General features: G+C 60.3%; 20 protein-coding genes. 16 read left to right on the forward strand and 4 right to left on the reverse strand.

From position 1 onward, the window contains the following. The first annotated feature begins 3 nt into the window (after window positions 1–3). The 8 genes from fdxH (at window position 4) to EH164_RS11565 (ending at window position 9514) form a co-directional block, all read left to right on the forward strand. Complete coding sequence (gene fdxH / locus EH164_RS11530; protein ID WP_094419908.1) at window positions 4–882, forward strand: formate dehydrogenase subunit beta; 879 nt, start codon at window positions 4–6, stop codon at window positions 880–882. Continuing rightward, window positions 875–1516 (forward strand): formate dehydrogenase-N subunit gamma, encoded by a 642-nt coding sequence (gene fdnI / locus EH164_RS11535; RefSeq protein WP_124968317.1) that lies wholly within the window; start codon window positions 875–877, stop codon window positions 1514–1516. Before fdxH ends, fdnI begins: the two co-directional genes overlap by 8 nt. Window positions 1517–1633: 117 nt before the next feature. Beyond that, complete coding sequence (gene treZ, locus EH164_RS11540; RefSeq protein ID WP_124968318.1) at window positions 1634–3421, forward strand: malto-oligosyltrehalose trehalohydrolase; 1788 nt, start codon at window positions 1634–1636, stop codon at window positions 3419–3421. A 41-nt stretch (window positions 3422–3462) separates the two neighbouring features. Further along, window positions 3463–5928, forward strand: coding sequence for a malto-oligosyltrehalose synthase (gene treY, locus EH164_RS11545; RefSeq protein WP_241175048.1), 2466 nt, complete (start codon window positions 3463–3465; stop codon window positions 5926–5928). A gap of 63 nt (window positions 5929–5991) precedes the next feature. Then, window positions 5992–8067, forward strand: a complete 2076-nt coding sequence (gene glgX, locus EH164_RS11550; RefSeq protein ID WP_124968320.1) for a glycogen debranching protein GlgX — start codon at window positions 5992–5994, stop codon at window positions 8065–8067. A 141-nt stretch (window positions 8068–8208) separates the two neighbouring features. Then, the gene (locus EH164_RS11555) at window positions 8209–8640 is read left to right on the forward strand and encodes a hypothetical protein (protein ID WP_124968321.1); all 432 of its coding nucleotides are present in this window, start codon (window positions 8209–8211) and stop codon (window positions 8638–8640) included. After that, on the forward strand, window positions 8630–9181 hold the full coding sequence (locus tag EH164_RS11560; RefSeq protein WP_232044982.1) for an RNA polymerase sigma factor: 552 nt from the start codon (window positions 8630–8632) through the stop codon (window positions 9179–9181). Before EH164_RS11555 ends, EH164_RS11560 begins: the two co-directional genes overlap by 11 nt. 27 nt (window positions 9182–9208) lie before the next feature. Next, window positions 9209–9514 carry a hypothetical protein gene (locus EH164_RS11565; RefSeq protein WP_124968323.1) on the forward strand — a complete coding sequence of 102 codons (306 nt, stop codon included), beginning with the start codon at window positions 9209–9211 and terminating at the stop codon, window positions 9512–9514. Here the strand turns inward: EH164_RS11565 and EH164_RS11570 are convergent, their stop codons facing one another. Next, a complete protein-coding gene (locus tag EH164_RS11570; RefSeq protein WP_124968324.1) occupies window positions 9515–10843 on the reverse strand; it encodes a glycoside hydrolase family 10 protein in 1329 nt (442 codons plus the stop codon). Between the two features lie 87 nt (window positions 10844–10930). Beyond that, window positions 10931–11389 (reverse strand): DUF943 family protein, encoded by a 459-nt coding sequence (locus EH164_RS11575; protein WP_124968325.1) that lies wholly within the window; start codon window positions 11387–11389, stop codon window positions 10931–10933. 118 nt (window positions 11390–11507) lie between these two features. On the opposite strand from EH164_RS11575, the gene EH164_RS11580 reads away from it, so the two are divergent. The 8 genes from EH164_RS11580 (at window position 11508) to EH164_RS11615 (ending at window position 24027) form a co-directional block, all read left to right on the forward strand. Next, window positions 11508–12725: a nitrate regulatory protein gene (locus EH164_RS11580; RefSeq protein ID WP_124968326.1), complete on the forward strand. Its 1218-nt coding sequence runs from the start codon at window positions 11508–11510 to the stop codon at window positions 12723–12725. 254 nt (window positions 12726–12979) lie between these two features. Then, window positions 12980–14242, forward strand: a complete 1263-nt coding sequence (locus tag EH164_RS11585; RefSeq protein ID WP_124968327.1) for a CmpA/NrtA family ABC transporter substrate-binding protein — start codon at window positions 12980–12982, stop codon at window positions 14240–14242. Window positions 14243–14254: 12 nt separating this feature from the next. Then, a complete protein-coding gene (gene ntrB, locus EH164_RS11590; RefSeq protein WP_124968328.1) occupies window positions 14255–15175 on the forward strand; it encodes a nitrate ABC transporter permease in 921 nt (306 codons plus the stop codon). Beyond that, entirely contained in the window at window positions 15176–15973 is a 798-nt protein-coding gene (locus tag EH164_RS11595; protein ID WP_023478858.1) for an ABC transporter ATP-binding protein, read from the forward strand. 11 nt (window positions 15974–15984) lie between these two features. Then, complete coding sequence (gene nirB / locus EH164_RS11600) at window positions 15985–20142, forward strand: nitrite reductase large subunit NirB (protein WP_124968329.1); 4158 nt, start codon at window positions 15985–15987, stop codon at window positions 20140–20142. A gap of 56 nt (window positions 20143–20198) precedes the next feature. Continuing rightward, complete coding sequence (locus EH164_RS11605) at window positions 20199–22772, forward strand: nitrate reductase (protein ID WP_241175049.1); 2574 nt, start codon at window positions 20199–20201, stop codon at window positions 22770–22772. 50 nt (window positions 22773–22822) lie between these two features. Continuing rightward, complete coding sequence (locus EH164_RS11610; RefSeq protein ID WP_124968331.1) at window positions 22823–23518, forward strand: transporter substrate-binding domain-containing protein; 696 nt, start codon at window positions 22823–22825, stop codon at window positions 23516–23518. Beyond that, the gene (locus EH164_RS11615; RefSeq protein ID WP_124968332.1) at window positions 23515–24027 is read left to right on the forward strand and encodes a GNAT family N-acetyltransferase; all 513 of its coding nucleotides are present in this window, start codon (window positions 23515–23517) and stop codon (window positions 24025–24027) included. Before EH164_RS11610 ends, EH164_RS11615 begins: the two co-directional genes overlap by 4 nt. 278 nt (window positions 24028–24305) lie before the next feature. Here EH164_RS11615 and EH164_RS11620 read toward each other — a convergent pair whose 3' ends face one another. Both EH164_RS11620 and EH164_RS11625 read right to left on the reverse strand, forming a co-directional pair. Continuing rightward, window positions 24306–24785, reverse strand: coding sequence for an RES family NAD+ phosphorylase (locus tag EH164_RS11620; RefSeq protein ID WP_124968333.1), 480 nt, complete (start codon window positions 24783–24785; stop codon window positions 24306–24308). A 52-nt stretch (window positions 24786–24837) separates the two neighbouring features. Further along, a complete protein-coding gene (locus EH164_RS11625; RefSeq protein ID WP_124968334.1) occupies window positions 24838–26337 on the reverse strand; it encodes a helix-hairpin-helix domain-containing protein in 1500 nt (499 codons plus the stop codon). Window positions 26338–26339: the final 2 nt, after the last annotated feature.

Consider the following 26339-nt stretch of genomic DNA (forward strand, 5'->3'; position numbering starts at 1 on the left):
ACGATGCAATCACAAGACATTATCAAACGCTCGGCGACCAGCGATCTGACCCCGCCGCCGCAGGCGCGGGACTTTCGCGCCGAAGTGGCGAAGCTTATCGACGTCACCACCTGCATTGGCTGCAAAGGGTGCCAGGTAGCCTGTTCCGAGTGGAACGATATTCGCGATGACGTGGGCCACTGCGCCGGGGTGTATGACAACCCGCTCGATCTGAGTGCCAAATCCTGGACGGTGATGCGCTTTAGCGAAACGACGCAAAACGCGCGGCTGGAGTGGCTGATCCGCAAAGATGGCTGCATGCACTGCACGGAGCCGGGCTGCCTGAAAGCCTGTCCCTCGGCGGGGGCTATCGTGCAGTACGCCAACGGCATTGTCGATTTCCAGTCTGAGCACTGTATCGGCTGCGGCTACTGCATTGCTGGCTGTCCATTCAACATTCCGCGCCTCAACCCGGACGACAACCGGGTCTACAAATGCACGCTCTGCGTCGATCGCGTCAGCGTCGGCCAGGAGCCAGCCTGCGTCAAAACCTGCCCGACCGGGGCGATCCAGTTCGGAACAAAAGCAGAGATGCTTGAGCATGGCGAGGCGCGCGTCGCGCAGCTAAAAAAACGCGGCTATCTGCAGGCGGGGCTCTATAACCCGGCGGGCGTTGGCGGCACGCATGTGATGTACGTTCTGCATCACGCCGACAAGCCTGAGCTGTACCACAATCTGCCCGCCGATCCGCAGGTGGCGACGCCGGTAAACCTGTGGAAAGGGATCCTTAAACCGCTCTCCGCCGCCGGGTTTATCGCCACCTTTGCCGGGCTGCTGTTCCACTACATCGGCGTCGGGCCGAACAGGGAAACGGACGATGACGAGGAGAATGGTCATGAGTAAGAGCACGACGATCCTGCGCACCAAATTTTTCGATCGCGCCTGCCACTGGACGATGGTGATCGCCTTTTTCCTCGTGGCGCTCTCGGGCATCGCGCTCTTTTTCCCGTCGCTGCAATGGCTGACGCAAACCTTCGGTACGCCGCAGATGGGGCGCATTTTGCACCCCTTTTTCGGCGTGAGCGTGTTCCTGCTGCTGATGGTGATGTTTGTGCGCTTTGTCCATCACAACATCCCGGATAAAAAAGATCTGCCGTGGCTGAAGGGCATTGTCGAGGTGTTAAAGGGCAATGAGCACAAGGTTGCCGACGTGGGCAAATACAACGCCGGGCAGAAGATGATGTTCTGGACCATCATGAGCATGATTTCGCTCTTGCTGGCAAGCGGAGTGGTTATCTGGCGGCCATGGTTCGCCCACTTTTTCCCCGTTGCGCTGGTGCGCTGGTGCCTGCTGCTTCACGCTACCTCAGCGATTATTCTGCTGCTCGCCATCCTCGTGCATATCTATATGGCCTTCTGGGTGAAAGGCTCGATCACCGGGATGATTGAGGGGAGAGTGAGCCGCCGCTGGGCTAAAAAGCACCATCCGCGCTGGTACCGCGAGGTCGAAGCGCAGGAGGACAAGCAGAGACAATAACCGCCATCGCCCGGTATACAGCGCTGTACCGGGCGACGTACACCTCCGACCTGCGCCCATCGGGTTGCCAATTATCGTCTATGATTGTTCATCGTGGCATCGTGGAGAGGTAATTGCATGGCGACCAAAACGTTTTCAAAAACATGGGGTGCAGAGCGACTGGCCGACGGCGCGGTTCGCTTCCGTTTGTGGGCCACCGGTCAGCAGAGCGTAACGCTGCGTCTTGACGGGCAGGAGAAGCCGATGACGCGCAGCGAAGAGGGGTGGTTTGAAACCACCGTCTCCCGCGTCAACGCAGGCGCGCAGTATCAATTTGTCCTCGCCGACGGTATGGCGATCCCCGATCCCGCTTCGCGCGGCCAGCTGGCTGAGGTTAACGGCCCGTCGCTGGTTGTCGATCCTGACAGCTATCAGTGGCAACACGCTGACTGGCAGGGCCGCCCGTGGGAAGAGGCGGTAGTTTACGAATTACACATCGGCACCTTTACGCCGCAGGGCACCTTTCAGGCAGCCATCGAAAAATTACCCTATCTCGCCGAGCTTGGCGTCACCATGGTTGAGGTGATGCCGGTCTCGCAATTTGGCGGCACCCGCGGCTGGGGCTATGACGGCGTGCTGCTCTATGCGCCGCACTCTGCTTACGGCACGCCGGATGATTTCAAAGCCTTTGTTGATGCTGCCCACGGCTACGGCCTGTCGGTGGTGCTTGATATCGTGCTTAACCACTTTGGGCCGGAGGGCAACTACCTGCCGCTGCTGTCGCCCGATTTCTTCCACAAAGAGCGCCAGACGCCGTGGGGCGCAGGCATCGCGTATGATGTCGACGCCGCGCGCGCCTATATTAGCGAAGCGCCGCTCTACTGGCTGCATGAGTACAATCTCGACGGCCTGCGCTTCGACGCTATCGACCAGATTGAGGACACCAACGAGCCGCATATCCTGGTCGAAATCGCCAAACGCATTCGCCAGGAGATCACCGACCGTCCGATCCATCTCACCACCGAAGACAGCCGCAATATCGTCTCGCTCCATCCGCGTGATGAGTCCGGCACCGCCACGCTCTTTACCGGCGAGTGGAACGATGATTTCCACAATGCGGTACACGTCTTCGCCACCGGCGAGACCCATGCCTATTACGAAGATTTTGCCGACAGCCCGGAAAAATGGGTGGCGCGCGTGCTGGCTGAAGGCTTTGCCTACCAGGGCGAAGTGTCGCAGCACGCGGGCGAATCGCGCGGCGTCGACAGCACCCAACAACCGCCGGTGGCGTTTGTTGACTTTATCCAGAACCATGACCAGGTGGGCAACCGCGCGCAGGGCGACCGCCTGATCTCATTAGCCGGAGCCGATCGCACCCGCGTGATGCTCGCGACGCTGCTGCTGTCGCCGCATATTCCGCTGCTGTTTATGGGCGAAGAGTATGGCGAAACCAACCCGTTCCTCTTCTTTACCGATTTCCACGGCGATCTGGCAAAAGCGGTGCGCGAAGGGCGCACGCGCGAATTTGAAGGCCATGCCGGGCATGAAGGGGAAGATGTGCCCGATCCGAACGATCCGGAAACCTTTACCCGCTCCCAGCTCGACTGGACGCGTCCGCACAGCGTGGAAGGACAGCGCTGGCTGGCGTTCAGCCGTGAACTGCTCGCCCTGCGCCAGCAGCACATCGTGCCGCTATTGCGCGGCGCAACCCGCCAGCAGGGCGAGATTATTGCCACCGCGCCCGGTTTTATCGCCGTGCGCTGGGCGCTGCCGCAGGGCACGCTCTCTATGGCGCTGAATATCGGTACGGCCAGCCAGCCGCTACCGGAACTGTCAGGCGAAACGCTTTTTGCCTGGCCTGAGGCGGGTGCCGAACTGGCGCAGAATGCCATTATTGTTCGTTTATCGCAGGGAGAAGCCGAGTGAGCACGCCAACCGCAACCTACCGCCTGCAGTTTCGTAACGGCATGACCTTTGAGCGCGCCGTGGCGCTGGTGCCCTATATCAAAAAGCTGGGCATCAGCCACCTTTATGCATCACCGATTTTTACCGCTACCTCCGGCTCCACGCACGGGTATGACGTCACCGACGCTAACGAGATCGACCCGACTCTTGGCGGTCGGGAAGGGTTCGACAAGCTGGCGCAGGCGCTGAAAGCCGCCGGGCTGGGGCTGATCATCGATATCGTGCCGAACCATATGGCCGCCTCGCTGGAGAACGCCTGGTGGCGGGATGTGATTGCTAAAGGCGAAAAGAGCCCGTGGGCGCGCCATTTTGATATCGACTGGTCACGGCGCCTGACGTTGCCATTCCTCGGCGACGATTTTGACGCCGTGGTGGAGAAGGGCGAGCTGAAAGTGGAAGCCGACCCGCAAACCGGTAAACCGGCTTTTGTCTATTACGAGAGCGTCTACCCGCTGGTGGAAGAGAGCTGGCAGGGGCGCGAACAGGAGATTATTGGCCTGACCGATGCGGCGAAAATCGCTGAACTGCACGCGCAGCAGCCCTGGCGGCTAATGAGCTGGCGCGATGCGGCAAGCGATCTCTCCTATCGCCGCTTCTTTGAGATCACCGGCCTGGTCGGGATGCGCGTAGAAGATGATCAGGTGTTTGATGACACTCACAAACTGATCCTCGAACTGGTGCACAGCGGCGCGGTGGATGGCCTGCGCGTCGATCACGTCGATGGCCTTGCCGACCCGCGTGGTTACCTGATGCGCCTGCGGCAGAAAGCGGGCGATGAGTGCCATATCACCGTTGAGAAGATCCTCGGTAAGGGCGAGCATCTGCCCGACGACTGGCCGGTTTCCGGCACCACCGGGTATGAGTTTATCGCCGCGCTCTCCGATGTGCTGGTTGATGACGAGAATCTTGATGGCCTGCGCGAGGCTTACGATCAGGTGGTCGGTAAACCAGTCGACATGAGAGCGGAGCTGCGTGCGGCGAAGCTGCTGATGGTCGATCGTAACTTTGCCGGTGAGTTCAGCGTGCTGCTGCGCCTCGCCGGTGAGATCGCCGGGCATGAAGCCTCTGCACCCGCTGAAGAGGCGTTGCGCCAGGCATTGCGCGAGCTGCTGATCGCTTTCCCGGTCTATCGCACCTACGGCACAGCGCAGGGTCTGCCGCCTGCCGACCTGTCACTGCTGCAAAAAGTAGTTTCGAAAGTGAAGGCCAGCAGCTTTGCCCCGGAGCCAACCGCGCTCGACTTTATCACCCGTATTCTGACCGGCGATCTGCCTGACAGCGCGCGTGAAGAGGCTGCCCGTTTCCGCACCCGCTTCCAGCAACTGACCGGGCCGCTGATGGCCAAATCGGTGGAAGATACGCTCTTCTTCCGCCAGAACATGGATCTCGCCCTCAATGAAGTGGGTGCCGAGCCGTTACGCCGTAACTTTTCTCTTGCCCGTTTCCATCAGGAGATGCAGACACGGCTTGAGAAGCAGCCCGACGCGCTCTCCGGTACCTCGACCCACGACACCAAGCGCGGGGAAGATGCGCGCGCCAGGCTTTACACCCTGACAGAAGCACCCGCACGCTGGGCCGAGTGCGTGACCCGCTGGCGTGAAATGAACAAAGAGAAAGTGAGCATGCTGGAGGATGGTCCTGCGCCGCGTCCGGCGGTGGCATGGATGATCTACCAGGCGCTGGCAGGCGTCTGGCCGGTAACCTTACAGCCGGACGATGCCGAAGGGCTGAAAGCGCTGGAGGGGCGTTTTGTCGAGTTTGTCGAGAAGGCGCTGCGCGAAGCGAAACAGCGTACCGACTGGGTCGACAGCAACGATGCCTATGAAAGCGCGGTGCTGGACTACGTTCGCCATCTGCTTTCACCGGACAATCAGCCATTTTTACAGGATTTCACCACATCTTTACTGCCATTTATCCGCGCCGGGCTGGTGAATAGCCTGACCCAGACGCTGATCAAACTGGCCGCGCCGGGTGTACCGGATATCTACCAGGGCAGCGAAGCGCTCAATTTCAGCCTCGTTGACCCGGACAACCGCCTGGAGCCGGACTACCCGGAACTGGAGCGTCTGCTCGATGCCCAGGAGCACGCCGACCCGCGTTTGCAGGAGGGATGGTCGAGCGGTCAGCTGAAGCAATCCTTTATCGCGCGCCTGCTGCACCTGCGTCAGGAGAAACCGGCGCTGTTCCGCCACGGTGAGTATTTGCCGCTGAACGCCGACGGCGAGCAGGCGGATAATGTCATCGCCTTCGCGCGTGTTGATGAGGATGACGCGCTGATTGTGCTGGCACCGCGCCTGCTGTTTGGCGCGCTGGATGGCAGCCTGAACGGAGCGGTGATCCCGTTACCGGAGCGGCTGGCGCATCGCCATTACCGGGATATGCTTAGCGGAGAGGATGTGTTGCTCAACGATCGCGTCAATTTGCGATCGATTGGCGGTTTTACGTTTGCAGTACTGGTCAGCGCATAAAACGACTTTATGCGTCTGGTTGGGTTAAGTCAGGTGACGCTCTAAATAAGAGAAAGAGGGATCATGTCTAACGGTAAGCCATATCACATCACGGCGGGGCACGGCCAGCAACTCGGTGCGAATTACGACGGTGAGGGCGTGAACTTTGCGCTCTTTTCAGCTCACGCTCATCGCGTGGAACTCTGCTTATACGATCCGAGCGGCAAACAGGAGATTGCCCGCCTGGAACTGCCGGAATATACCCATGAAATCTGGCACGGCTATGTGCCAGGCCTGAAACCCGGTGCCCTTTACGGCTACCGTGTGCATGGCCCGTACGACCCGGAAAACGGCCATCGCTTCAACCCCAACAAATTGTTGGTTGACCCGTACGCGCGTGAACTGGTTGGCGATATCGAGTGGAACGAAGCGCACTTCGCCTACGATCTGCTGCACGAAGATAAAGATTTAACCTTTGACGAGCGCGACAGTGCGCCGTTTACGCCGAAGTGCCGGGTTATCGATCCCAACGAGTTTGAGTGGCAGGATCAAAACCGGCCGGATATCGCCTGGCCGAGCGCTATCATTTATGAAACCCACGTTAAAGGCTTCACCCAACTCAATCAGGCTATCCCGCAGGATCTGCGCGGCACCTTTGAAGGGATGGGGCACAAGGCGACGGTCGACTATATCAAGAGTCTCGGTATCACCTCGGTAGAGCTGCTGCCGGTCCACTGGTTCCCGGACGATCAGCACCTGCTCGATAAAGGGCTGCACAACTTCTGGGGCTATAACACTCTCGGTTTCTTTGCGCCTGCCTCGCGTTACTACGGCCCGCGCGGCATTCAGGGGTTCCGCGACATGGTGCGCTCCTTCCACGATGCGGGTATCGAGGTGATCCTCGACGTGGTTTATAACCACACCGCCGAAGGCAACGAACTCGGCCCGACGCTCTCCTTTAAGGGCATCGACAACTTCTCTTACTACCGCACGCTGCCGGATCAGCATCGTTACTACATCAACGATACCGGTACCGGCAACACGGTGAACACCTCCCATCCGCGCGTGCTGCAAATGGTGACGGACTCCCTGCGCTACTGGTCGGAATCGATGCATATCGACGGTTTCCGCTTCGACCTCGGCACCATTCTTGGCCGCGAGCCGGAAGGGTTTGACCAGCGCGGCGGCTTCTTCGACGCCATCACCCAGGATCCGGTGCTCTCAAAGCTGAAACTGATTGGTGAACCGTGGGATATCGGCCCTGGCGGTTACCAGGTTGGCGGCTTCCCGCCGGGCTGGGCGGAGTGGAACGATAAATACCGCGATACGCTGCGTGAATACTGGAAGGGCGATAACGTCTCGACCGATTTCGCTGCCCGTCTGCTCGGCTCCGGCGATCTCTACGATCTGCGCGGGCGTCGTCCGTGGGCGAGCGTCAACTTCATCACCGCTCACGACGGTTTTACGCTTAACGACCTGGTGTCGTACAACGAAAAACATAACGAGGCGAACGGCGAAGATAACAACGACGGTCACAATGACAACCGCTCCTATAACTACGGCGCGGAAGGCCCGACCGACGATGAAGGCATCAACGCCGTGCGCGAGCGCCAGAAACGCAACTTCCTCGCCACGCTGCTCTTCTCCCACGGCACGCCGATGCTGCTGGCGGGCGACGAGTTTGGCCGCAGCCAGTCCGGGAATAACAACGGATACTGCCAGGATAGCGAGATCTCCTGGATTCACTGGGACACCTTAAACGGCGCGAACGAAGCGCTGCGCGAGTTTACCCGTCAGGTGATTGAACTGCGTGCCGCGCAGCCGCTGCTGCGCCGCGAAAACTGGCGCGACGGGATGGAGATCAAGTGGTACAACGCCGGCGGCGGCGAGCAGCTGCCGGAGCAGTGGGAAGAGGGAACCACGCTGGGCGTCTATATTGGCCGCGCCGATCTGCAAGAGGAAGAGGGCATCTGGCACGACGTGCTGATGCTGTTCAACCCGTTTGAAGGCAACGTCCCGTTCCGCATTCCGCAGTTTGGTGAAGGCGGCTGGGTGCTGGAACTGACCACCTCCGATACGGTGAAACGCGGGATCGTTATCACCAAAGAGAAGGATTTCGAGCTGGAAGGCCGCAGCATCGCGCTGTTCCGCCGCCCGTAATAGTTTCCTGTTACTCCGCACTTTTTCAGGCGCACTCGTTGCGCCTGTTTTTTTATTTCACTTTTTTAGCAATATTTCCCGCGCTCATTCGTCTACTTCATCACAGGCATTTATTCGCTAATCTGATGAGGAAGAAAAACAATGAGAGATTTTCATATGAATGAACGGCAGCACGGTTTTGGTCGCCATCGCGGCGCGAAGCCGCTGATCATTGGCGCAGCGCTGTTTGTGGTGCTCGGCCTGGTGGTGATGTCGCTGTGGAACGCGCTGTTGCCAGCGATCCTTGGGGTAAAGAGCATCGGCTTCTGGCAGGCGCTCGGGATCCTGGTGCTGTCGCGCATTCTCTTTGGCGGCCTCGGTTTTCGCCCCGGCATGTTCGGCATGGGCCGCGCCCACCGTCGTATGCATGAGCGCTGGATGGCGATGACGCCGGAGCAGCGCGAAGAGTTTGTCGAAAAACGCCGCGAAGGTTTTCGCCGCCACGGCCACTGCGGCTGGCACGAACGTCGCGGTGAGCCGGAGCAGCAGCGTCCGAACGCGGGTGAGCGCGATGACCCGCGTCATGACGACTGAGTCCGCACTTATCACGGCGCTGAACGCCTGCCGCTCAAAGCTGAAAGCCTTTATCCGTAGCCGCTCGCCGGTGAAAGAGGAGAGCGAAGATATCCTCCAGGAGATCAGCTGGCAGTTAATGAAGGTTGAGCAGCCGGTGGAGAATGTCGCCGCCTGGCTGTTTCGCGCCGCCCGCAATGAGATGACCGACCGGGCGCGTAAAAAGCGCGAAGTGCCATTATCGGGCCTGTTTGCTGACGGTGATGAGGAATCAGACTTCGTTGAGGATGAGGTAGCCGAAACGCTGTTTGGCATCGCCCAGACGCCGGAAGAGGAGTATCTGAAGGGGCTTTTGTGGGAGGAGTTGGGCCGGGCGCTGGCAGAGCTGCCGGAGGCGCAGCGCGAGGTGTTCGAAAAAACCGAGTTACAGGGTTACACTTGCAAAGCCCTGGCGCAGGAGTTGGGCGTCAGCGTGCAGACCCTGCTGTCGCGCAAGCATAAAGCGGTGCTCTATCTGCGCGCGCGGATGCAAACGCTCTATGACGCGCTGACCGGGGAGTAACTGACGGCCACTAATAAGGAGAAGGGCGTGACGGATGAGGAGCTAACTCGCCTCGTGCATGACAAGAGCGACTACCGCAAGCGGCTGGATCTGATTGCCCGCCTGCAACAGGAGCAGAGTGCGCGCAGCACACAAGCGCTGGTCACGCTGGCGAAAGAGGATTTTGTCTTCGCCGTGCGCCACGCGGCATGGGAAACGTTAAGCGAGCGGGGCGTAGCACTCAAGGAGCCGGTGCTACGCTCGCGCTATGCGGACTGGCTGGAGAGGGCTATCGGCAAAACAGCACGTGTAATACGCTTTCTTGGCGATTTTTACTGGAAATGGATCCCGTAATTACCGCCCCCAGCGCCCCTGTAAATAGTCCACCGCCTGGCGGGTCTGCGGCTGCGTCAGGTAACCTTCGCGGAACAGGATCGTCCCCGCAATACCCGGCAGGGTTTCATTCATCTCAATCTGCTTTCTCAGTTCCGGCACGCCGCCGTCGCGCGTCCACTCCGGCTCCATTCTGGACGGCTCACCCACTTTATAGAGCGCCACGCCAATATAGAGCTTAGTGTTTGTCGGTTTCACCACCTGCGCCCACCACTTCGCCAGCACATCGTAGCGCGCGGCATCGCGGGTAAAGGGCCAGTAGATCTGCGGCGCAATATAGTCGAGCAACCCCTGTTGCACCCAGCGGCGGGTATCGGCAAAGGATTCATCATAGGCTGCCGCTCCGCGCGTCTCTGAACCTGCCGGATCGAACGAGCGGTTACGCCAGACGCCCGCCGGGCTGACGCCAAACTGCACGTTAGGGTTAAGCTGCTTGATGGTGCGCGACACCTGCTCAATCAGCAATTGGGTGTTGTGCCGACGCCAGTCGGCTTTGGAGGCGAAACCTTGCCCGTACTGGCGGAACGTCTGGCTGTCATTCAGCGCCGAACTCGCCGTTTCGCTGTAGAAGTAGTCATCAAACTGCACGCCATCTACCGGGTAGCGCGCTACCACCTCGGCGACAATGCTGGTGATCCAGTCGCGCACCTCCGGAATACCGGGGTCGAGCACATAGCGGTCGCCCGCCGTGCGGATCCACTCCCGGTGCAGAACAAAAATCGACGCCGGGCGCAGCGAGAGGGTGCGGTTAAGCTCCGCGACCGTGGAGGGTTTGGTATTGGTCGAGACGCGGTAAGGGTTAAACCAGGCGTGCACCTTCATGCCGCGCTGGTGCGCCTCATCCAGGATAAATTGCAGCGGATCGTAACCGGGATCCTGACCAATCACCCCGGTGAGCGTATCTGACCACGGCAAAATTTTTGACGGCCACAGCGCGGTAGCGTCCGGTTTTACCTGGAAGAAGACGGTGTTAATGCCGAGGCGTTGCAGCTTATCGAGCTTTGCGATCAGCGCCGCCTTCTGCTGCTCAACGCGCAGCGCCGGGCTGAGGGTTACCGAGTTGATCGGCGGCCAGTCGAGACGGGAAACCGTCGCCAGCCAGATGCCGCGCATGGTTTGCGGCTGGCTCAGCCCGCCATCGGGCAGCGGCTGTTTGCTCACCGGCGGGTTCGGCGTCACAAGGGATTTCGGCGCTTTCGACGCGCAGCTGGCCAGCAGCAAAGCAGCCATCAGCACGGCCATCTTTTTCAGGCGGCCTGTCCGGGTAACACAACGCGGGTGTGTGGTCATAGGTTTCTGTTTTTTCAGCGAGATACGGGGCAAATACATTCTGGTCGGATTACCGGGTAAGTCAAACAATTCGGTGAGTGAATCTATCTAGCGAATGTTAAAGGTCTCGTGAACACGTTTCAGGCTGCCGTCCGGCCTCTCCTCGTAACTGGTTTCACCAAAGCTATAAACGGTTTTCTTGCCGGGATGGATGAAAATCAGCATCACCATCTCTTTATAGATGCAGTTTTCCGGCGCGCTGATATCGGTAAAGCAGTTGTAGTCATCAATACTGCCGTCGCGGGTGCCTGTCGGCAGGCGATCGTAGCGATCGAAATTCATGATCATCACCACGGCTTTACCGGGGCGCACCAGCAGCGGAAACTGCTTTTGTAGCGCCGCGCGGTTCACGCGCCACCAATTCACTTTGCCTTTCTCGCTGAACGGCAGGTTTTTCACGTAGAGCGCGCTGTCATCGGCTCGGATCGCCTGCGGCGTGCGCAGAAACAGCCACGCCAGCCAGACCACGCCGATAAGTAACAGCAGTGCCACCGTTTTCTTCACCATATCCTGACCCTCTCCCTGTGATGTGAAGTGGCATTCTCACCCGCACGCGCATGATGTCAATCGCGGCGGCACACTTCTTGCTTTAGTGAGGCTACGGTTTTCTGGAGAAGGGTGTGCGATGACGCTTTCAGCTCTCGATTTTGTGCTCGCCTCGCGGCGCAGCGAAATCACCGGCCTGCAGCAGCTGTTGCAGATGGGCAAGCTGGTCGGCGCGGTGAGCCAGCTTATTCATCTGCTGCAACGCGAGCGCGGCACGGCCAATATTTTTCTCTGCTCGCAGGGGAAAACCTGGGGCGGGCGGCTGCGCGAGCGGGCAGAGCAGGTGGAGCGCGCCGCGCAGGCGGTGCATCAGCAGCTGGCAACGCTCGATCAGGAGGGGCTGGCGCGGGGCAACGCTGCGCGGCTTTTTAGCCGCATCGCCAGCGTGCTGCACAGCCTGAGCACGCTGCCGCCGCTGCGCGAGCAGGTGCAGCAGCTTGCCATTGCCCAGCCGGAAGCGATGCAGCGCTACAACGAGGTGATCCGCTGTCATCTGGCGCTGATCGTCGAAACCGCCGACACCTCCGGCGATCCCAGCGTCTCACGCGCATTGCTGGCGCTGTTCAGCTTTATGCAGGGCAAAGAGCTGGCCGGGCAGGAGCGGGCGCTGGTGGCGGCAGGCTTTACCGTCGGATCGGTTGATGAGTCAGCAAGCCAGCAACTGGTGGAGTTGATTGATGCCCAGGAGCGCTGTTTTCACACCTTCAGCGAGTTTGCCGATGCCGCAAGCCTCGGGCTGTGGCAGCAACAGCAGCAGGAGGAGAGCCGCGAGCTGGAGCGCTTTCGCCGCCTCGCCTGTAGCCGCACGCTGCCGCCGGGCGAGCCAACGGAGGCCGCATTGCGCTGGTTTGAGATCACCACAATGCGTATCGATGCCATGAAACGCATTGAAGATGCACTTGAGAAGGTGGTGATGCAGTGCTGTCGCCAGCGTATTGCTACCGCGCAGCGCGACGCCGAGCAGCAGCGTCAGGAGATCGCCCAGTTGCCGCAGGCTGAGGATCACTTTACGGCGCTGATCCCGCCGCAACTGAGCCGCGCGGTGCTGGAGCTGGTTGAGCAGCAGTCCCGCCAGTTGCAGGCGCTGGATGCGGAACTCGCCGGGCTGCGCGCCACCCTTGCCGAGCGCAAGCTGGTGGAGCGGGCGAAAAGCCTGCTGATGCAGCACCACGCGATGAGCGAGCCGCAGGCGCACAAAACCCTGCGCGAGATGGCGATGCAGCAGAACAAAAAGCTGGCGGAGATCGCCGATGCGATGCTCTCCGTCGCCGCCGTCATGGGCAAAAAGCCCCTCTAACCCCAAAGGAGTAGCTGCACCGCAGGTGTGCATTTCACCGCCCGTTGCGGTGCAAATTGTGTGAGCCAACTCGCTAATCGCCTGTTTTTACAGGCATCAGAAACCTGGCACACATTCTGCTTACCTCATCTACGAAGGTGCTGGCTAATGGCGGCCAGCATCACTTCCCGGATAAAGGCGTCCGTTAGCGTTCAGGAGACTGAGCGCTAACCGGACGCTTTTTTTTTGCCCTTTTTAACTGACAGGATGCCGCAATGACGCAAGACGATGACAACACCGTGAGTAAACTTTCGCGCCGCCGCTTTCTGGCGGGCAGCGCGGCGCTGGGCGGCAGCCTGCTGATCCCGGGCCTGATGAACAGCGTATGGGCGGCAGGTTCGGACGCGCCGGAGAAGAAGACCCTGCGCGTTGGCTTTATCCCGCTCACCGACTGCGCCCCGGTGGTGATGGCGGCGGTGAAGAAGTTTGATGAGAAGTACGGCATCACCATTATCCCGAGTAAAGAGTCGAGCTGGGCCTCGGTGCGCGACAAGCTGCTCTCCGGCGAACTCGATGCCGCCCATGTGCTTTACGGCATGGTCTACGGCTTACAACTCGGCGTTTCTGGCCCGCAGCGCGATATGGCGGTGCTGATGACGCTTAACAACAACGGCCAGGCGATCACCTTGTCGAATCAGCTGAAAGAAGCGGGCGTTACCGATGGCGCATCGCTGAAAAAGGTGATTGCCGCTAGCCCGCAGGGGACTTACACCTTTGCGCAGACCTTCCCGAGCGGCACCCACGCCATGTGGCTCTACTACTGGCTGGCGAATGCCGGGATCGATCCTTTTTCTGATGTGCGCAATGTCGTGGTGCCGCCGCCGCAGATGGTGGTGAACATGAAGATTGGCAATATGAGCGGCTACTGCGTCGGCGAGCCGTGGAACCAGCGCGCCATTCTCGACGGCATCGGCTTTACCGCCGCCACCAGCCAGCAGATCTGGCCCGATCACCCGGAAAAAGTGCTCGGCACTACCTCGGCGTGGGTCTCGGCGAATGGCAATGCGGCGCGCGCGCTGACCGCCGCGGTGCTGGAGGCCTCGCGCTGGATCGACGCCTCCGATGAAAACCGCCGCGAAACGGCAAAAACCATCGCCGCGCGCGCCTATATCAACACCGCCGTTGAGACCATCGAAGGCCGGATGCTCGGCCACTATGAAGATGGATTAGGGAAGACGTGGCAGGACGCTCATGCGATGCGCTTCTTCAATGATGGCGCGGTGAGCTACCCGTGGCTCTCCGACGGCATCTGGTTTCTGACCCAGCAAAAACGCTGGGGCCTGCTGAAAAGCGATCCCGACTACCTCGCCGTCGCGCGCCAGATCAACCGCAGCGAACTCTACACACAGGCCGCGACGGCGGTGGGCGGCATCAGCGTGCCCACAAGCTCGATGCGCAGCAGCACCCTGATTGACGGAAAAGTGTGGGACGGCAGCGATCCTGCGGCCTACGCCAACAGTTTTGCCATCCACCGCTAAGTGAGGCCGAGAATGTCTGCGAACACCCAACCGAAAGTGATCCCGCTGGAGCCAACGCCGCAGAGCGCGGCGATTGTGCCGCTGAAAACCCCTGCGCCACAGGCCGCGCCTTTAGTGGCAAAACGCGCGCCGGTAAACCGCCTGCGCAGTATGCTGCAACGCTTTATTACCGCCGCAATTCCCGGCCTGCTCGGCGCAGTTGTGCTGATCGCCCTCTGGCAGGTGGCAGCCCTTAACAGCAAAGGCTTTCCGACACCGCTGCAAACCTGGGAAGCGGCAAAAACGATCTTCGCCGAGCCGTTTTATATCGACGGGCCAAATGATATGGGCATCGGCTGGAACGTGCTCGCCTCCCTTGAGCGCGTGGCGCTCGGCTTTGGTCTGGCGGCGCTGGTCGGCATTCCCGTTGGCTTTCTGATTGGCCGTTTCCGCTTTATCGCCCGCATGTTTGGCCCGCTGATCGCGCTGCTGCGCCCGGTCAGCCCGCTGGCCTGGCTGCCGATTGGCCTGCTGCTGTTTCAGCGCGCCGAACCGGCCTCGACGTGGACGATTTTTATCTGCTCCATCTGGCCGATGATCCTCAACACTGCCGAAGGAGTAATGCGTATTCCGCAGGATTACCTCAACGTCGCGCGCGTTTTGAAGCTCAGTGAGTTCACCGTGATGCGCAAAATCCTCTTTCCCGCCGTGCTGCCGCACATCCTTACCGGCGTGCGCTTATCGATCGGTATCGCCTGGCTGGTGATTGTCGCCGCCGAGATGCTGACCGGCGGTGTCGGCATCGGTTTCTGGATCTGGAATGAGTGGAACAACCTCAATGTGCAAAACATCATCATCGCCATTCTGCTGATTGGCGTGGTGGGGATGGCGCTGGAGCAGGGGCTGATGGCCATTGCCCGCCGTTTTAGCTACGACACTCGTCGGGAGTCATAAATGAAAAAGACGCACGCCATTATCCGGGTCGAAAACGTGACCCAAACCTTTGCCACCGCTAGCGGGCCGTTTGTCGCCCTTGATGATGTCAGCTTTACCATCGCCCAGGGGGAGACGGTCAGCCTGATTGGTCACTCCGGCTGCGGGAAATCAACGCTCTTAAACCTGATTGCCGGGCTGAGCCGCCCGACGCAGGGGGTGCTGCTGTGTGATAACCAGGAGATCGTCGGCCCCGGCCCTGAGCGCGGGGTGGTGTTTCAAAATCACTCCCTACTGCCGTGGCTGACGGCGGCGGAGAATGTCGCGCTGGCGGTACACCAGGTGTTTAAGGGCGAGATGAGCAAAAGCGAGATGCAGGCGTGGATCGCCCACAATCTCGAGCTGGTGCATATGGGGCATGCGATGAATAAACGCCCCGGCGAGATCTCCGGCGGCATGAAGCAGCGCGTTGGTATTGCCCGGGCGCTGGCGATGAAGCCGAAAGTGCTGCTGATGGATGAGCCTTTCGGCGCACTCGATGCCCTGACGCGTGCCCATTTGCAGGATGCGGTAATGGAGATCCAGACCCAGCTCAACACCACCATTGTGCTGATTACCCATGACGTCGACGAAGCGGTGCTGCTCTCAGACCGGGTAATGATGATGACCAACGGCCCGGCGGCGAAAGTGGGCGAGGTGCTGGAGGTGACGCTGCCGCGTCCGCGCTCGCGGCTGGCGCTGGCTAACGATGCGCAGTTTCATCACTACCGCCAGCAGGTGCTGCACTTCCTGCATGAAAAACATAAAGCCGTGGCCTGAGGAGTACGCCGATGGAGAAACCGCGTCTGATAGTGATTGGCAACGGCATGGCGGGCGCGCGGCTGGTGGCACAGCTCTGCGAACGCGCGCCTGACCGCTTTCACATTGTGCTGATCGATGAGGAGGCGAGAGCGGCCTATAACCGCATTCTGCTGACGCCGGTGCTGGCGGGCGAGAAAGCCTTCGATGAGATTGTGATGCATGACGAGGCCTGGTATGCCCGCCACGGCGTGACGCGGCTTGCGGGTCAGCCGGTGACGGCGATCGATCGCGCCTCCCGCACCGTGCGCGTCGGCGGGGAATCACTCGCTTACGACCAGCTGGTGATCGCCACCGGTTCACGCCCCTTTATGCCGCCGCTTCCCGGCATCACTCTGCCAGGCGTCTACGCCTTTCGCCAGCAGGCGGATGTCGAGGCGATGCTGAGCCAGCTCAGCGCCGGAGAAACGGCGGTGGTACTGGGCGGCGGGGTGCTGGGTATTGAAGCTGCGGCGGCGCTGGCGCAGCGCGGTATTCACAGCGTGATTATTCATCGCGGCCCACACCTGATGGATCAACAACTGGATGCGCACGCGGCAACGCTGCTGCAAGCGAGCCTCAACGCACGCGGCATCGACACGCTGCTGGCGGCAGAGACGCGCGCCTGCTGCGCCGATGCGCAGGGTCGGGTTTGTGCGGTGGAGTTGCAGGATGGACGGCGGACCCCGGCGCAGGCCGTGGTGGTCTGTGCCGGTGTGCGGCCCAATATCGCCCTCGCGCAGGCCGCCGGTCTGCCGTGCGATCGAGGCATCCTGGTGGATGGGCACTTGCGCACCAACGATCCAGCGATTTCAGCCCTCGGCGAGTGCTGCCAGTTTGGCGAGATCACCTTCGGGCTGGTGGCGCCCTGCTGGCGGCAGGCGGAAACCCTTGCAGCAAGGCTTCTGGGTGAAGCGCTCGCGCCGTTCACGCTTGAAGAGGTGCCGCTGCGCCTGAAAGTGAGCGGCCTCGATCTCTACTGCGCCGGGGCGCGCGAGGGCGATGCGGTCTACACCGCAACCGATCCGTTTACCGGCGATTACCGCCGCCTGGTGATGAGCAATAACCAGTTGCGCGGCGTGCTGCTGTGGGGCGATATCAGCGACGGACCGGGTTACTTCGCCCGGCTTAATACCCCCGATCAGCCGGACCTCTTTACCCCTGAAGAGGAACTTCCCCCTTTTCTGAACCAGCCGTTATCCACTGAGATAGCGAGGAGCGATGTGATGTCAAAACCCGTTTTAGTTGTCGCCGGACACGGCATGGTCGGCCACCACTTTCTGCAACAGCTGGTGGAGCGTGAACTGCATCTGCGCTACCAGGTGATTGTTTTTGCCGAGGAGTCGGTACCGGCCTATGACCGCGTGCATCTCTCCGCCTGGTTCTCCGGGCGCAGCGCCGCGTCGCTGTCGATGGTGGAAGAGGGCTTTTTCGAGGCTACCGGCATTGAGCTGCGCCTGAATCAGGGGATTACGCAGATCGACCTTCAGCGCCGTTTTGTCGTCGATAAACTGGGTCGCCAGACGGCCTGGGATCGGCTGGTGCTGGCTACCGGCTCGTCGCCGTTTGTTCCACCGATCCCCGGTAACGACGCACCAGGCTGCCTGGTCTACCGTACCCTTGACGATCTGGTGGCGATCAAAGCCTGTGCCGACGAGGGCAAAACTGGCGTGGTGGTCGGCGGCGGCCTGCTTGGGCTGGAAGCGGCGAACGCGCTGCAAAACCTCGGCCTGCAAACCCATGTGGTGGAGTTTGCGCCGCGGTTGATGGGCGTGCAGCTGGATGAAGGCGGGGCGGCGATGCTGCGGCGCAAGATTGAAGCTCTTGGCGTGCAGGTGCATACCGGCAAAGAGACGCGCGAAATCGTTGCCGGAGAGACCAGCCGCTATCGCATGAACTTTGCCGATGGCACTTTCCTGGAAACCGATCTGGTGCTCTTCTCGGCAGGCATTCGCCCGCGCGACAACCTGGCGCGCGACTGCGGGCTGGCGATTGGGCCGCGCGGCGGCATTGTAATTGATGACCAGTGCCGCACCTCCGATCCTGACGTCTTCGCCATTGGCGAGTGCGCGCTGTGGAACGGGCAAATTTTCGGCCTCGTCGCCCCCGGGTATCAGATGGCACGCACGCTGGCGGAGACGCTGGCTGACGGCGAGGCAACATTTACCGGCGCGGATATGAGCACCAAGCTCAAGCTGCTCGGCGTTGAAGTCGCCTCGATTGGCGATGCCCACGGCCGCACACCGGGCAGTGAGAGCTACAGCTGGGTTGATGGCCCGGCGGAGATCTATAAAAAAATCGTCGTCTCAGAGGATGGCAAAAAGCTGCTTGGCGCGGTGCTGATTGGCGACAGCGAGTCTTACAGCGCGCTGTTGCAGATGATGCTCAATGAGATGCCGCTGCCCGCGCGGCCCGAGACACTGATCCTGCCTGCCAGCAGCGGGGAGGCAGCGCCAACGCTCGGCGTTGCGGCATTGCCCGACAGCGCGCAGATCTGCTCCTGTCATAACGTCAGCAAGGCGGATATCTGCGGCGCGGTGAATAGCGGCTGTAGCGATATGGCGGCGATCAAATCCTGCACCAAAGCGGCAACCGGCTGCGGCGGCTGCGCGGCGCTGACCAAACAGGTGATGGAGTTTGCGCTTGAAGAGATGGGCGTCGAGGTGAAAAAAGATCTCTGCGAACACTTCCCGTACTCGCGCCAGCAGATCTACCACCTGGTGCGGGTGGGCAATATCCGCACCTTTGACGAACTGCTGGCGAAACACGGGCGCGGGCACGGGTGCGAAATCTGCAAACCGCTGGTTGGCTCGGTGCTCGCCTCCTGCTGGAATGAGTACCTGCTGAAGCCGCAGCACCTGCCGTTGCAGGATACCAACGACCGCTTTTTTGCCAACATCCAGAAAGATGGCACCTACTCCGTGGTGCCGCGCATTCCCGCAGGGGAGATCACGCCGGATGGGCTGATTGCCATCGGGCAGATTGCGCGGCGCTATAACCTCTATACCAAGATCACCGGCGGCCAGCGCGTTGACCTGTTTGGCGCGCGCCTCGAACAGTTGCCGGAGATTTGGCAGCAGCTGGTTGAAGCCGGGTTTGAGACCGGGCATGCGTATGGCAAATCCCTGCGCACGGTGAAATCCTGCGTCGGCTCCAGCTGGTGCCGCTACGGTGTGCAGGACTCCACCGCGCTGGCGCTGCAACTGGAGCACCGTTACAAAGGGCTGCGCTCGCCGCACAAAATCAAGATGGCGGTCTCCGGCTGCACCCGCGAATGCGCCGAAGCGCAGAGTAAGGATGTCGGGGTGATCGCCACCGAGAAGGGCTGGAACCTCTATGTCTGCGGCAACGGCGGCATGAAGCCGCGCCACGCCGATCTGCTGGCGCAGGATTTGAGCACCGAGGCGTTAATCCGCACCGTCGATCGCTTTTTAATGTTCTATATCCGCACCGCCGACCGCCTGCAACGCACCAGCACCTGGATGGATAATCTCGACGGCGGCATGGCTTACCTGCGCGAAGTGGTGCTGGAGGATAGCCTGAACATCGCCGCCGAACTGGAGAGCGAGATGCAGACGGTGATCGACGCTTATCAATGTGAGTGGCAAACCACGCTCGCGGATCCGGATCGGCTGGCGCTGTTCCGCCCGTTCGTCAACAGTGACCAGCCCGACGAAGGGGTAGTGATGGTGCCGGAGCGCCAGCAGATCCGCCCGGCAACTACGCAGGAGCGCGCCGCGCTGCCTTCTGTTGGACACAAACCGCTGCCGCAGGGCTGGGTCGATCTCTGCCCATTATCGGAAATCCCGCACCATGCGGGGATGGCGGCGCGGCTCGGTCATCAGCAAATCGCGCTCTTTCATCTGCCGGATCATCCGCAGCAGGTGTTTGCTCTCAGCAACCATGAACCGGATAGCGAGGCAAACGTGCTGGCACGCGGCCTGCTGGGGGATGTTAACGGTGAACCGGTGGTGATTTCGCCGCTCTATAAGCAGCGCTTTCGCCTGCGCGATGGCCGCAGCCTCGATGATGAGCAGACCGCGCTCAGCGTCTGGCCGGTAAAAGTGGAGGGCGGGCGCGTGTGGGTACTGGCGCAGCCGCAAAGCGTCGCGGCAGGGCGCGACCACCGTATCGCCACGGTGAGCCTGTGACGGGCGCGGCGGTTTCCACCACCTGCGCCTACTGCGGCGTCGGGTGCGGGGTGCGTATGCAGCCTGAAGGGCAAGGGTTTAGCGCCCAGGGCGATACGCTGCACCCGGCAAACCACGGGCGGCTCTGCGTGAAAGGCAGCGCGCTCGGCGAAACGCTGGATCTCGCCGGGCGACTGTTGCAGCCGGAGATCGACCAGCAGCCGGTAAGCTGGGAGCGCGCGCTGGATGCGGTGGCGGAAGGGTTGCAGCGGGTGATTGCGCAGTTCGGCCCGCAGGCGGTGGCCTTTTACGGCTCCGGCCAGCTGCTGACAGAGGATTACTATGTCGCCAATAAGCTGATGAAAGGCTTTATCGGCAGCGGCAATATGGATACCAACTCGCGCCTCTGTATGGCCTCGGCGGTGGTGGGCTATAAACGGGCGTTTGGTGCCGATGCGGTGCCGTGCAGCTATGAGGATCTGGAACTTGCTGAGTGCGTGATCCTCACCGGATCAAATACCGCCTGGGCGCACCCGGTGGTTTACCAGCGGCTGATGAGAGCCAAACAGGCGCGGCCAGAGATGCGCATTATCGTTATCGACCCGCGCATCACCGCCACCTGCGATCTCGCCGACCTCCACCTGCCACTGCGCCCCGGCAGCGATGCGGCGCTGTTTTGCGGCGCGCTCCATTTTATGGCGCAGCAGGGCAAACTCGACAGGGAGTTTCTCAACCATTACACCACTGGCGCAGCGGAGACGCTGGCGGCGGTCGAGGAGTGGACGCCTGAGCGCACCGCCGACTATTGCCATCTGCCGCAGGAGGCGCTGCGGGCCTTTTACCAGATGATTGCCGCCAGCGATACGCTGGTGACGCTCTACTCGATGGGCATTAATCAATCCACTTCCGGCGTTGATAAGTGCAATGCCATTATCAACCTCCACCTGGCGACGGGGAAAATCGGCCGGGCTGGCTGCGGGCCGTTTTCGATAACCGGTCAGCCAAATGCGATGGGCGGGCGGGAAGTGGGCGGGCTGGCGAATCAGCTGGCTTCACATATGGGCTTCTCGCCGCAGGAGGTCAACCGCGTCGGGCGCTTCTGGAAGAGTGACAACGTCACAAAAAATCCCGGACTGAATGCTGTCGATCTCTTTCGTGCCGTGGAAAAGGGCGAGATAAAAGCGGTGTGGATTATGGGCACTAACCCGCTGGTCTCGCTGCCGGATGCCGATCGCGTGCGCGCCGGGCTGGCGCGCTGCGAGCTGGTGATTGTCTCGGACGTGATGCGCGACACCGATACCACTCGCGCAGCGCATATCCGCCTGCCGGCGCTGGCGTGGGGCGAGAAAAATGGCACCGTCACCAATTCTGAGCGCTGCATCTCCCGCCAGCGCGCCTTTCTGCCGCCGCCGGGCGAGGCGCGCGCCGACTGGTGGATCGTAAGCCAGGTGGCGCAGCGCATGGGGTTTGCCGAGGCCTTTAGCTGGCAGCATCCGTCGGAGATCTTTTGCGAACATGCCGCACTGTCGGGGTTTGAAAATGAGGGCACGCGGGCGTTTGATATCAGCGGCCTGGCGACGCTGACCCGCCAACAGTGGGACGATCTTAAGCCCATTCAGTGGCCGGTGAATGGGCTGCATCCCCACGGCACGGCGCGCTTATTTACCGATAATCGCTTCTTTTTTGCCGACGAGAAGGCGCGCCTGATTGCCGTAACACCGCGTCTGCCCGCCAACCCGCCGACGCCGCGCTGGCCGCTGGTGATGAACACCGGGCGCATCCGCGATCAGTGGCACACCATGACGCGCAGCGCTAAATCCCCGCGGCTGATGCAGCATATCAGCGAACCGTTTTGCCAGTTTCACCCCGATGATGCGCCGCAAATCGGCACCAACGATCTTGTGCGTGTCTCATCAACTCACGGCTGGCTTCTGCTGCGCGCGCAGCCGGATGCGCTGCAACCGCGCGGACGGGTGTTTGTGCCGATGCACTGGAACAGCGCCTTCAGCCAGCAGGCGAGAGTCGATGCGCTGATTGCCGCCGAGACCGATCCCCTTTCCGGCCAGCCGGAGAGTAAGCAGATGCCGGTCAGTATTCAGCGCTGGCAGGCCGCCTGGCAGGGCGAACTCTTTTTGCGTGAAGAGACGCTTTCCGCGCCGAAAACCGCCTACTGGAGCCGTATTACTCAGCCCGGCGTGACGCACTTCGCGCTGGCCGACAGTGCGTGGCCAACATCATGGATGGCGTGGCTGCGCGAACATGTTCTGGCTGACGCCTGGCTGTGCCAGCCTGCCACTCTTGGCGACGAGGGGTTTAATCTGCTCGCCTGGGCGGATGGCGAACTGCAACTGGCCTTTTACGCGCACCGCCAGCGCCCGCAGCCGGACCGGGCAGCGGTGATCGCCGCTTTTTCCCAGCCACCACAAAGCGCCGCACAACGGCTGGCATTGCTGGCCGGGCGCTCCGCCAGCGGCAAAGCGCCTGCCGGTGCGACAATCTGTAGCTGTTTTGCTATCGGTGAGCGGGCGATCAGCGAGGCGATTCAGTCAGGGTGCAACAGCGTCTCGCGCCTTGGTGAAAAGCTTAAGTGCGGCACCAACTGCGGCTCCTGTATTCCCGAACTGAAAAGGTTGATTGCCCGCCCGCAGTGACGCGCGTCTGCTATCTTTTGAAGGCATAAACTGCTTTCAGGAGAAGCACTATGTCAGCCAGTCAACCGCTTCGTTTTGCCATCAATTTAGGCAATGCCGTGCTTGCCCGCCAGACTGTGGCGGGTGATCCTGCCGGGATCACCGTTGAACTTGCCCGGCGGATTGCCGCCGATATGGGAAAAGAGGCGCAGTTCATTACCTATCCGACCGCCGGAAAAGTGGTGGAGGATGCAGAGAACGGCGTCTGGGATATCGCTTTCCTCGCGGTCGATCCGAAACGCGAAGAGACATTACGCTTTACCCAGCCCTACATCACCATTCAGGGCACGGCGCTGGTAAAGGCGCAAAGCCCGTGGCAGAGCGTGGCGCAGATGGATAAACCCGGCGTGGTGATAAACGTCGGCCGGGGCGCGGCTTACGATCTCTACTTAACCCGCGAGCTTGATCACGCCACGCTCAATCGCCTGAGCTCGTCGCAGGCGGCGATCGAGGCCTTTCTAAGTGGTGAGGGCGATATGGTGGCCGGGATCCGCCAGCCCCTTGAACAAACGGCGGCTCAACACCCCGGCTACCGCGTGCTGGAGGATGATTTTATGCAGATCGCCCAGGCGATTTGTCTGCCGCGCCAGCAGGATGCGCTCTTTCACACGGTAGTGGAGAAGCTGACGCGCTGGCAGACAGAAGGGGTGGTTAAAGAGATAATCGACAGTGAGTTGATTGCTTCGAATAATTCAGGAACCCAATGAATGACATTACCATTGCGCCAGCCCGCACCGGGCATCTCGCCGCGCTAAGAGAGATTGAGCTTGCCGCTTTTGAAACGCTGCGGGCCGCCGGGGCGGTGAGCGGCGAACCGGCGGCCTCCAGCCTTGAAGATCTCGAACATTTATCCCATGAAGGGCTGCTGTTGGTGGCCTTTACTGCCGACCAACAGCCGGTCGGTTTTGCCGGGGCGCAGATCGTGGATAACTGGCTGCATATCGCCGAAATGGATGTCCACCCAACGTGGCAGCGCAAGGGGATTGGTCGCCAGCTGCTGTGTGCGCTGCTGAACGCAGGAGAGAGGCGTGGTTTAGCGGGCGCGTCGCTGACCACCGATCGCTATGCGCCATTCAACGCCGCGTTTTACGCTTCGCTGGGTTTTGAGGAGATCAAAGAGGAGGCGCTTTCGCCACGGCTTAAAAGAGTGATTGCCGCAGAAGCCGCAAGCGGGCTGGATGCAAGCCGACGGATTGCGATGCAGCGTGATTATTAAATCGCAGGCAAAAAAATGCCCTCACGGGAGGGCAGCAGAGTCAAAATACTATTTTTGCTTTTAGTACATCATCAGTTTTGCTCAGTCACGAGCGGGTCTTGATTAGGCAGGAGATACCGTCAAGACAAGAGTAAATATCGCATAAAAATAGTATCGATCAACAATAATTGCCTACCATAATTAATGGTTTTGCAATGATCTGAGATTTATCTGTGCCCGAAAAGCGTGTTCACTCATACTTTTTTACATTGATAAACAAGTTGTTATGTTCGCAGGCTTCACGTCACCATCTCCACCTCGGGCTGCCCGATGCCGTTATTCCAGCTAAACAGCACCAGATGCCAGAGACCCGGCGCTTTGCGCGAAGGGTCAATCAAACCCACCGCCCCCAGCGTTTCCAGCTGCTGACGCACGCGCCAGGAGGAGGGCGTACCGCCCGAAGCGACAATCTCCTGCCACGGCGCAACGGCATCAGCAAGATCGATACCGGCGGCGGATAACGCCGCATCGCTGCGTAAATCGAAAATGCGGGCGGCGTGAACGCGTAGTTGAATAATCTCTAGCTGCGCGCTGCGGTTCGTTTTATGCGCCTGCATCGCCGCGTCGACGCCCTCGGGCGAAGAACTGAGGTAGAGCGTCGGTTGATCGGCTCGCGAATATCTGCCCGCGTTTCGCGACCCCGCCAGCGCCAGATCGCGGTACGCAGGATCGATTGCCCGGTAAAAAAGGCCATCGATGGTAGTTAAGGTTGGCTGCATGGTGAACTCCGGTAAAAAAAAGCAGGCAAAGGCTGCCTGCTGTTGATGTTAATCAGTTGGAAAGGAGCTGAACCACCACAAGCCTGCCGCCTTCTTCCTGGGAGAGAACGAACTGCGCGTTGTCCGTCAGCTCGATTTTGTCGCCAATCGGGATGGGCTTTTTATCCGGGAGCGACATCAGCCCCTCAATCCCTTCATTCACCAGCCACCACTGATCGTTGTGGTAAACAAAGTAGCCAACACGCTTTTTCTGCTCTGCGGTGGTGCGCTCATTCGGCGCAATCAGCCGGTTCACATGCCAGGCGTAAAGGGACTGACCGCTCCAGACCATTAAGCGGTGATCGTCAGGCCGGAAGCTGCCTGCCTTACGGGAGGAGTAGAGATTAAGAATCGGCAATTTCCCGCTGTAGGGCGTTCCACAGTAAGGGCAGACCGGTTTGGTTTTCCCGGAGAAGACATACCACTTCTGATCACAACTGCTGTTCTGGCAGGGCTGGATCAGATCCACGGTTTTCACCAGTGCGCTTTCCCACTCATCAGCGGTCGGGCGACGGGTGGGGTTATGTAACCCCTCGATAAACGCACGATCGAACAGCGGCGTCAGGTAAGGTCCCATGATGGTATAGGGAATTTTTTCCGGGTCGGCCCAGGGCAGCGCAAACGGGGAGATCTGATTAAGCTTGACGGCATTGCTTCTGTCCGTCGGGTGTTCGATAAACAGCGCCCGCTCGCCCATCGCCAGCGTTTCGTCCCGTGTCTCATCATCGAGATCGTGGATTTTTCCGCCCCTGAGCGGGTGGCGGAAAAAGAGGTACATATAGATCAGCACCGCCAGCGCATGGCGATCCGTCGCGATGCTCGGCAGCACGCGCTTAGGATCCTCTTTCGCAAGGTGGCTGGTTTCCACCACTTCCGGCGCGATGAAATCGGGGGTGCCGACCACATCAGGCGGGTATTTTCCCGGCACCACCAGCCCATCGACGTCGATAATACAGGCGTGGCCCTGTTCGGGATCGACGAGCACGTTTTTGTAGCTCAAATCACTGTGGCAGAGGCCTGCGGCATGCATCCTTCTTACCGCACGGGTCAGCAGCAGGCAGACCTTCAGATAGGTGAGGGTGTTGCCGCGCTCGCGCGGATCGAGGAATTTGTTCTGGTTACTGGCACTGGCGAACCATTTCCCCTCTTTTTCGCGCCCTTTAATGCCGAGGAAGTCATCATTCTTCGAGCCATACTTAAAGAAGAAGTGCTGCTGATAGACGGGAACGACAATACCGATTTTGTTGTTGTGCTCCACGACATGCGTCGGCCAGCAGAAGAGATCTTTCCAGTAATCCCCGCCCGCCTGCTCAAAGATATTCTGCCGGTAACGCCCGGTGATCATATCAATCCGCTCTCTCGCCTGGGCGTTTTGCGGCTTGTGGTAGAAGGCCACCACATAGGACTTGTCCGGCGAGAAGTAGACATCTTTCATCGAACCCGATCCGATGACGTCGTCGACGTACTGCACCGTCTGCCCATCTTTTGTTGTACATGTAACGATATTTGCCATAT

The sequence above is a fragment of the Kosakonia sp. CCTCC M2018092 genome, assembly GCF_003864115.1.
GTDB classification, from domain to species: domain Bacteria; phylum Pseudomonadota; class Gammaproteobacteria; order Enterobacterales; family Enterobacteriaceae; genus Kosakonia; species Kosakonia cowanii.

Coding starts and splice junctions, on each gene's coding strand:
- treY (WP_241175048.1), top strand. CDS start 3,463: ATGACCTTTGAGCGCGCCGTGGCGCTGGTGCCCTATATCAAAAAGCTG.
- ntrB (WP_124968328.1), top strand. CDS start 14,255: ATGTCTGCGAACACCCAACCGAAAGTGATCCCGCTGGAGCCAACGCCG.
- nirB (WP_124968329.1), top strand. CDS start 15,985: ATGGAGAAACCGCGTCTGATAGTGATTGGCAACGGCATGGCGGGCGCG.
- EH164_RS11570 (WP_124968324.1), bottom strand. CDS start 10,843: ATGACCACACACCCGCGTTGTGTTACCCGGACAGGCCGCCTGAAAAAG.
- EH164_RS11615 (WP_124968332.1), top strand. CDS start 23,515: ATGAATGACATTACCATTGCGCCAGCCCGCACCGGGCATCTCGCCGCG.
- treZ (WP_124968318.1), top strand. CDS start 1,634: ATGGCGACCAAAACGTTTTCAAAAACATGGGGTGCAGAGCGACTGGCC.
- glgX (WP_124968320.1), top strand. CDS start 5,992: ATGTCTAACGGTAAGCCATATCACATCACGGCGGGGCACGGCCAGCAA.
- EH164_RS11580 (WP_124968326.1), top strand. CDS start 11,508: ATGACGCTTTCAGCTCTCGATTTTGTGCTCGCCTCGCGGCGCAGCGAA.
- fdnI (WP_124968317.1), top strand. CDS start 875: ATGAGTAAGAGCACGACGATCCTGCGCACCAAATTTTTCGATCGCGCC.
- EH164_RS11555 (WP_124968321.1), top strand. CDS start 8,209: ATGAGAGATTTTCATATGAATGAACGGCAGCACGGTTTTGGTCGCCAT.
- EH164_RS11575 (WP_124968325.1), bottom strand. CDS start 11,389: ATGGTGAAGAAAACGGTGGCACTGCTGTTACTTATCGGCGTGGTCTGG.
- EH164_RS11620 (WP_124968333.1), bottom strand. CDS start 24,785: ATGCAGCCAACCTTAACTACCATCGATGGCCTTTTTTACCGGGCAATC.
- fdxH (WP_094419908.1), top strand. CDS start 4: ATGCAATCACAAGACATTATCAAACGCTCGGCGACCAGCGATCTGACC.
- EH164_RS11605 (WP_241175049.1), top strand. CDS start 20,199: ATGCAGCCTGAAGGGCAAGGGTTTAGCGCCCAGGGCGATACGCTGCAC.
- EH164_RS11560 (WP_232044982.1), top strand. CDS start 8,630: ATGACGACTGAGTCCGCACTTATCACGGCGCTGAACGCCTGCCGCTCA.
- EH164_RS11625 (WP_124968334.1), bottom strand. CDS start 26,337: ATGGCAAATATCGTTACATGTACAACAAAAGATGGGCAGACGGTGCAG.
- EH164_RS11610 (WP_124968331.1), top strand. CDS start 22,823: ATGTCAGCCAGTCAACCGCTTCGTTTTGCCATCAATTTAGGCAATGCC.
- EH164_RS11595 (WP_023478858.1), top strand. CDS start 15,176: ATGAAAAAGACGCACGCCATTATCCGGGTCGAAAACGTGACCCAAACC.
- EH164_RS11585 (WP_124968327.1), top strand. CDS start 12,980: ATGACGCAAGACGATGACAACACCGTGAGTAAACTTTCGCGCCGCCGC.